Source organism: Rhodovibrio sodomensis (genome assembly GCF_016583645.1).
GTDB classification, from domain to species: domain Bacteria; phylum Pseudomonadota; class Alphaproteobacteria; order Kiloniellales; family Rhodovibrionaceae; genus Rhodovibrio; species Rhodovibrio sodomensis.
Map to the genome: position 1 here is coordinate 1 of NZ_NRRL01000285.1, position 775 is coordinate 775.

The following is a 775-nucleotide window of genomic DNA, read 5'->3' on the forward strand; positions in this document are numbered from 1 at the left end:
GGTCGGCCATCTCGGTCACCTCCTGCCAGTGCGCCTTGAACGAGGGCAGGCGCAAGGCGTTCAGCAGGGCCGGGAGCTTGTGGACATCGGTCTCGGTCGCCGCGGTCATCACGCCCCCTCCCGCTGGCTGAGCAGCGTGTCGAACTGCGCGGGCGCGGTCAGCGCCACGGGTACGTCGGGCGGCAGGTCGGTGGCGGGTCGGCGCCGGCGGCGCAGGGCATCCGCCTCGGGCAGCCGCCCGGCCCGCAGGTCGTCGGCGATCAGGCCGGCGAGTTCGGCCTCGCAGCCCTCCTCGTGCGCCATGGCGAGCAGGGCGACCATGCGCTTGCAGGCGTCCTTCTGCGGCAAGCTCGCCTGCAGGGCATCCCAGGCCCGGCGGTATTCGCTGCGCGGGAACAGACCGTCCCGGTACATCGAGCCGGCCAGGGCCTGCGGCTTGCGTTTGAGCGCGTGGATCACGTGTCGGTAGTCGACGACGTGGACGCGCGCGCCGTCGCCCGCGCGGCGGCGGGGGTGGGTGACCACGTGGGTGCTGCCCAGGTACGCCTCGATCCGGGCATCATGGATGTGCACCCGCAGGCGGTGGCCGATCAGCTGCGAGGGCACCGAGTAGAACACGTTGCGCAGCCAAAACCCGCCGGTGCGCAGGACCGTGACGATCCGCTCGGTGAAGTCGGCCTTGCGCTGCCGCGGCAGGCGGTGCATGTGCCGCAGCTCCGCGGCGAGATCGTCCCGCCGCATGGCGTTGCGCCGGGCGACGACCTCGTCGACGAAC

General features: G+C 72.5%; 1 protein-coding gene. It reads right to left on the bottom strand.

From position 1 onward, the window contains the following. Nucleotides 1–108: 108 nt before the first annotated feature. A partial coding sequence (locus tag CKO28_RS27780) for a Mu transposase domain-containing protein (protein WP_437127666.1) occupies nt 109–775 on the bottom strand: 667 nt, incomplete at its 5' end.